This window comes from Achromobacter deleyi (genome assembly GCF_902859705.1).
GTDB lineage: Bacteria > Pseudomonadota > Gammaproteobacteria > Burkholderiales > Burkholderiaceae_B > Achromobacter > Achromobacter deleyi.
On sequence record NZ_CADIJO010000045.1, the window covers coordinates 25,049 to 31,094 of the forward strand.

General features: G+C 64.8%; 6 protein-coding genes. All 6 read right to left on the reverse strand.

The window, feature by feature from the left end:
* Positions 1-6: 6 nt before the first annotated feature.
* Positions 7-396 carry a chemotaxis response regulator CheY gene (gene cheY, locus HV798_RS30735; protein ID WP_025138903.1) on the reverse strand — a complete coding sequence of 130 codons (390 nt, stop codon included), beginning with the start codon at positions 394-396 and terminating at the stop codon, positions 7-9.
* A 50-nt stretch (positions 397-446) separates the two neighbouring features.
* On the reverse strand, positions 447-1,505 hold the full coding sequence (locus HV798_RS30740) for a protein-glutamate methylesterase/protein-glutamine glutaminase (protein ID WP_025138904.1): 1,059 nt from the start codon (positions 1,503-1,505) through the stop codon (positions 447-449).
* A 28-nt stretch (positions 1,506-1,533) separates the two neighbouring features.
* Positions 1,534-2,388 (reverse strand): CheR family methyltransferase, encoded by an 855-nt coding sequence (locus tag HV798_RS30745; protein WP_025138905.1) that lies wholly within the window; start codon positions 2,386-2,388, stop codon positions 1,534-1,536.
* Between the two features lie 8 nt (positions 2,389-2,396).
* A complete protein-coding gene (locus tag HV798_RS30750; protein WP_175193818.1) occupies positions 2,397-4,103 on the reverse strand; it encodes a methyl-accepting chemotaxis protein in 1,707 nt (568 codons plus the stop codon).
* Between the two features lie 91 nt (positions 4,104-4,194).
* Positions 4,195-4,695 carry a chemotaxis protein CheW gene (cheW, locus tag HV798_RS30755; protein WP_025138907.1) on the reverse strand — a complete coding sequence of 167 codons (501 nt, stop codon included), beginning with the start codon at positions 4,693-4,695 and terminating at the stop codon, positions 4,195-4,197.
* A 15-nt stretch (positions 4,696-4,710) separates the two neighbouring features.
* A partial coding sequence (locus tag HV798_RS30760) for a chemotaxis protein CheW (protein WP_246289333.1) occupies positions 4,711-6,046 on the reverse strand: 1,336 nt, incomplete at its 5' end.

The window sequence follows — 6,046 nt, forward strand, 5'->3', positions numbered from 1 at the left end:
CGCACCTCAGCCGGCAATTTTCTCGAAGATCTTGACCAGCTTCTCTTCCAGCGTCGCCGCGGTGAAAGGCTTGACCACGTAACCGTTGGCGCCGGCCTGGGCCGCCGCAACGATGTTTTCCTTCTTGGCCTCGGCCGTCACCATCAGCACCGGCAGCGACGCCAGGGCGGCATCGGCGCGGATCTGCTTGAGCATTTCCAGGCCGTCCAGGTTGGGCATGTTCCAGTCGGACACGACGAACTGGAAGCCGCCGTTACGCAGCTTTTCCAGGCCGATGGCGCCGTCTTCGGCCTCATCCACGTTCTCGAAACCCAGCTCTTTGAGCAGGTTGCGGATGATCCGCCGCATGGTGGGGAAGTCATCCACCACCAGAATCTTGATGCCCTTGTCTACCATCTTCTACTCCAAAAGAAATGTGCTTGAGACCGATCGGGGAGACGTCCGCGTCAAACGCGGTGCCCCCGGTCGCCCAGGCGAGTCAGAATGCGCTCACTCATCGCCGACAGCGGCACCACTTCGTCAGCCGCGCCTATCGCGATAGCCTCCCGGGGCATGCCGAAGACCACGCAACTGGCTTCATCCTGCGCAATGGTGTGGGCGCCGGCGCGGTGCATGGCCAGCATGCCGGCCGCTCCGTCCTTGCCCATCCCGGTCAGGATGACGCCGATGGCGTTCTTGCCCGCTGCCACGGCGGCGGAATTAAACAGTACATCCACCGACGGGCGGTGGCGATTGACGGGTTCGCTGGCGTCCAGCTCGATCACGTAGTTGGCGCCGCTGCGGCCCAGCCGCATGTGCGTGTCGCCGCCCGGCGCCAGGTAGACGTGGCCGGGCAGCACGCGTTCACCGTGCACGGCCTCGCGCACCGTCACCGCGCACAGCGCATCCAGGCGCTGCGCGAACGATCGCGTGAAGCCGGCCGGCATGTGCTGCGTGATGAGAATGGCGGGGCTGTCCGGCGGCAAGGGCTGCAACACCTCGCGGATGGCCTCCGTGCCGCCCGTGGACGCGCCCACGATCACCAGCTTTTCCGAGCTGGACAGCGGCCGGCGCAACATCGGCGACGGCGCCGGCGGCGCCGCATGCGGGCTGGGTGCGCGCAGCTTGGCGCGCGAGGCCGCGCGGATCTTGTCGGCGATCAGCTCCGTGTATTCCAGCAGGCCGTCGCGGATGCCCAGCTTGGGCTTGGTCACGAAATCGATGGCGCCCAGTTCCAGGGCGCGCAGCGTGATTTCGCCGCCGCGTTCGGTCAGCGACGACACCATCACCACCGGCATCGGCCGCAGGCGCATCAGCTTTTCCAGGAAATCCAGCCCGTCCATGCGGGGCATTTCCACGTCCAGCGTCAGCACGTCCGGGTTGTGCTTCTTGATCAGTTCACGCGCCACCAGCGGGTCCGGCGCGGTCGCGACGACCTCCATGTCCGGCTGGCTGTTGATGATCTCGGTCATCAGCCCCCGCACCAGCGCGGAGTCGTCCACACATAACACTCTTATTTTTTGCATTGTTTTGCCGCCTCAGTCTCACGTAGCTTTACGCACGACCCGCGCATTCATACACGGTCTGCCCGCGCAGACGGAAATCCCGACTGATGTAGGTGAAGTTCTCGGAATGGCCCGCAAACAGCAGGCCGCCCGGCTTGAGCAGCGGTACAAAGCGCTCAAGAATCTTCGCCTGGGTCGGTTTATCGAAATAGATCATCACATTGCGGCAGAAGATCACATCGAACTTTTCGCTGATCGGCCAGGACGGCGCCAGCAGGTTCAAGGTCTCGTACCGCACCATGTCCGCAATTTCGGGCCGTACCCGCACCTGGCCCTCGTTGGCGCCGCGGCCCTTCAGGAAAAACCGCTTGAGCCGGCTGTCTTCCATCTTGGCCACGCGTTCGGCCGGATAGACCGCCGTGCGCGCCCGATTCAACACATTGGTGTCGATGTCGGTCGCCAGCACCGAGCAGCCGCTGGCCCGGGCGCCCAGCGCCTCGGCCAGGGTGATGGCGATGGAATACGGTTCTTCGCCCGTCGACGCCGCACAGCACCACACCGACACGGGGCCGCCGCGCTTTTGCGCGAAATCGGCCAGGATCGGGAAATGATGCGATTCGCGAAAGAACGCCGTCAGGTTGGTCGTCAAGGCGTTGACGAAGTCTTCCCATTCGGCCGCGTCGGGCTCGTTTTCAAGCTGGTCCAGGTAACTGCCGAAGTCCTGCCGGCCCAGCGCCCGCAGGCGCCGCGCCAACCGGCTGTAGACCATTTCGCGCTTGTGCGTGCCCAGCGAAATGCCGGCACGCGCGTGGATCATCTTGCGCACGCGGGTGAAATCCGCGTCGCGAAAATCGAATTGGCGGTCCACCGAAATGGACGGCGCCGTGTTTGCTGCTGTCGCCACCGCTGCCCTCAGTGTCCAAGGGCAAGCGCATCGGGCGCTTGCAACCGCGAATCATCCCCAGGCGCCGCGCGCCCCGCGGACAGCCGGTGCGCCGGCACTTCGATGACTTCGCCGGCATTGATCTTGAAGACGGCCACAGCCTCGGCCAGGCGCTGGGCCTGTTCCTGCAGCGAGCCGGCCGCGGCAGCGGCCTCTTCCACCAGCGCCGCGTTCTGCTGCGTCACTTCGTCCATCTGCGACACGGCACGATTCACCTGATCGATGCCGCTGGACTGCTCTTCGGACGCCGCCGAGATCTCGCCCATGATGTCGGTGACGCGCTTCACCGACGCCACGATTTCCTGCATCGTGGCACCTGCGCGTTCGACCTGCTGCGAACCGGCGCCGACCTTGGTCACCGAGTCCTCGATCAGGCCCTTGATTTCCTTGGCCGCCTGGGCGCTGCGCTGCGCCAGCGAGCGCACTTCGCCCGCCACCACCGCAAAGCCCTTGCCCTGCTCGCCCGCACGCGCCGCTTCCACGGCCGCGTTCAGCGCCAGGATGTTGGTCTGGAAGGCGATGCCATCAATGACGGACACGATTTCCGAGATCTTGCGCGAGCTGGCCGAAATGCCGTGCATGGTGTTGACCACCTCGGCCACGGCGGAACCGCCGCGCTCGGCCACGTCCGATGCGCTGGCCGCCAGCTGGTTGGCCTGGCGCGCGTTGTCGGCGTTCTGCTTCACGGTCGAGGCCAGTTCTTCCATCGACGCCGCCGTTTCTTCCAGCGACGCCGCCTGCTGCTCGGTACGGCTGGACAGGTCCGTATTGCCGGCCGCGATCTCGTGCGAGCCCACGTTGATCTCGTCCACGCCGCGGCGCACCGAGGCCACCGTGCGGGTCAGGCTTTCCTGCATGCGCTTGAGCGCGGCAAACAGCTGGCCGATTTCGTTGGTGTTGCGCACATCCACGCGGGCAGTCAGGTCGCCGCCGGCAATGCGGTCAAAGTGATGGCCAGCTTCCTTCAGCGGCTGCAGCACGCGGCGGCGCAGGAAAACGTAGGTGGCAAACACCAGCAGCGCGGCGATCACGCCGCCGGCGCTGACGGCCAGCAGCACGAACTGGTAGCGCACCTGCGCCACTTCATGGGCGTCCAGCATCTTGCTGGCGCGCCAGAAATCAAAGCCTTCGACGGCGCGGGCAAAGCGCCCTTCCAGCGCGTCCTGCACCTTCTGCACTTGCGACTGGTAGGCCGGCATGTCGGCCTTTTCCAGTGCGGCGACCAAGGGCGTCAGCCCTTGCTGCACCAGCGCGGTGTAGGAATCCTCGATCTCTTTCAACGACTCGGCCGCTTCCGGGGGCTTGGGCAGCGTCTTGAAGAAATCGAATTCGGCCTGGCCCTTGTTCATCGATGCCTTGGCGCGTTCCAAGAGGCCGGCGGCCTCGCTGGACAGGCCTTGCGTCAAGAGCGTGGGCTGGCCGACGCTGCGCACGATGTCGGCATAGTTGGCCGCGGCCGAGCGGCCCAGGCCGTTCAGGGTGTCTTTATAGCTGGACACGACGCGGCCCACCGCGTCGTCCAGTTCCTGCGATTGCTTGATTTCCGCCAGCGTGCCGTTGCTGATGCGCAGCGACAGCACGCCAAGCGCCGCTCCAATCACCAACATGAATGAGAAGAACGCCAGCACCCACAACAGGCTGCTGCGTATCGTCATGTTCGCGAAAAACTTGCGCATCACAAGAACCACTCCTGACTGCCATCGTTAAGGAAAGCGCCATATTGGTTCAATATGGCGCGCTCATCTCACAGGACTCCAACCGCTCCGATCAGGAGGCGGCCTTCTCCACCAATGCCATTTCGTCGCTGGTCATCATCTTTTCGATGTCGACCAGGATCAGCATGCGTTCGTCGACCGTACCCAGGCCCGTCAGGTATTCCGTGGACAGCGTGGCGCCGAACTCGGGGGCCGGACGGATCTGGCCGGCGTTCAGCATCAGCACGTCCGACACGCCGTCGACCACGATGCCGACGACGCGGCGATCCAGGTTCAGGATGATGACGACGGTCTGCTCGTTGTACTCGACGCTGCCCAGGTTGAACTTGATGCGCAGGTCCACGATCGGCACGATGATGCCGCGCAGGTTGGTCACGCCCTTGATGAACGGCGGGACGTTGGCGATGCGGGTCACCGTGTCGGCGTCGTAGCCGCGGATTTCCTGCACCTTCAGGATGTCGATGCCGTACTCTTCGTCGCCCAGCGTGAACACCAGGAACTCGTTGCCGACATCTTCATTGCGCGCGGCTTGCGCTTGCGGTTTGGCTGCCATGGGGCTATTTCTCCATCAATTCAGAATGGCTTCGGGCTGCGACCAACGCTCACGGTTGGCGCGCGCAAGCGCAAATACGTCGACGATCAACGCCACGCTGCCATCGCCCAGGATGGTGGCGGCGGAAATGCCGGGGACCTTGCGGTAATTCGATTCCAGGTTCTTGACCACCACCTGGTGCTGGCCGATCAGGTGATCCACCAGCAGCGCGAAACGGCGGTCTTCGGCCTGCATGATGACCGCGATGGCCTGGGTCGGGTCGGTCTGCGCCGAGCCGACCGAGAACACGCGGTGCATTTCCACCAGCGGCAGGTATTCGCCGCGCACGTGCATCACGCGCTCGTTGCCGGCCACGGAATAGATCTGGTCGTTGGTCGGCTGCAGCGATTCGGTCACATGGTTCAGCGGCAGGATGAAGGTCTCTTCGCCCACCCGCACCGACATGCCGTCCAGGATCGCCAGCGTCAGCGGCAGCACGATACGCGTGGTGGTGCCGTTGCCCGGCTCGCACGACAGCTGCACGTGGCCGCCCATGTCCTGGATGTTGCGTCGCACCACATCCATGCCCACGCCGCGGCCCGAAATATCGGTGACCTTTTCGGCGGTGGAAAAACCGGGTGCGAAAATCAGCTGCCAGATTTCATCGTCCGGCGAATTCTCATTGACCGGCAGACCCTGGGCCATGGCCTTTTTCAGGATCTTCTCGCGATTCAGGCCGGCGCCGTCGTCACTGACTTCGATGACGATGTTGCCGCCGTTGTGCTGGGCCGACAGCACCAGCTGGCCAACCGGGTCCTTGCCCGCGGCGACGCGCTTTTCGGGCGTCTCGATGCCGTGGTCCAGGCTGTTGCGCACCAGGTGGGTCAGCGGATCGATGATGCGTTCGATCAGGCTCTTGTCCAGTTCGGTGGCGCGGCCGTAGGTCTGCAGTTCGATCTGCTTGCCCATCTTGCCGGCAATGTCGCGCACCAGACGCGGAAAGCGACTGAACACGTAGTCCATCGGCATCATGCGGATGGACATCACGGCTTCCTGCAGGTCGCGCGCGTTGCGCTCGAGCTGCTCCATGCCGTTGAGCAGGCGGTCGTGCAGCACCGGGTCCAGCGTGGACGCGGTCTGCGCCAGCATCGCCTGGGTGATGACCAGTTCGCCGACCAGGTTGATCACCTGGTCGACTTTTTCCACGCCCACGCGGATCGAGGTCGATTCCTTGTCGGCATGGGCGGGTGCGGCGGCGCGGCTGGTGCGCGCGGCCTGAGAGATGGCTTCGGCCGCCGCGGCGGATTCGGCCACGGCCGGCGCGGCCGCGGCTTGCGGGGCAGCCTCTACCGGGGCCGCCGCCACCGGGGCG

What these genes read in the sequence shown, in the direction of transcription:
- cheY (WP_025138903.1), bottom strand. Translation starts at nt 396, where the DNA reads ATGGTAGACAAGGGCATCAAGATTCTGGTGGTGGATGACTTCCCCACC.
- HV798_RS30740 (WP_025138904.1), bottom strand. Translation starts at nt 1,505, where the DNA reads ATGCAAAAAATAAGAGTGTTATGTGTGGACGACTCCGCGCTGGTGCGG.
- HV798_RS30750 (WP_175193818.1), bottom strand. Translation starts at nt 4,103, where the DNA reads ATGCGCAAGTTTTTCGCGAACATGACGATACGCAGCAGCCTGTTGTGG.
- cheW (WP_025138907.1), bottom strand. Translation starts at nt 4,695, where the DNA reads ATGGCAGCCAAACCGCAAGCGCAAGCCGCGCGCAATGAAGATGTCGGC.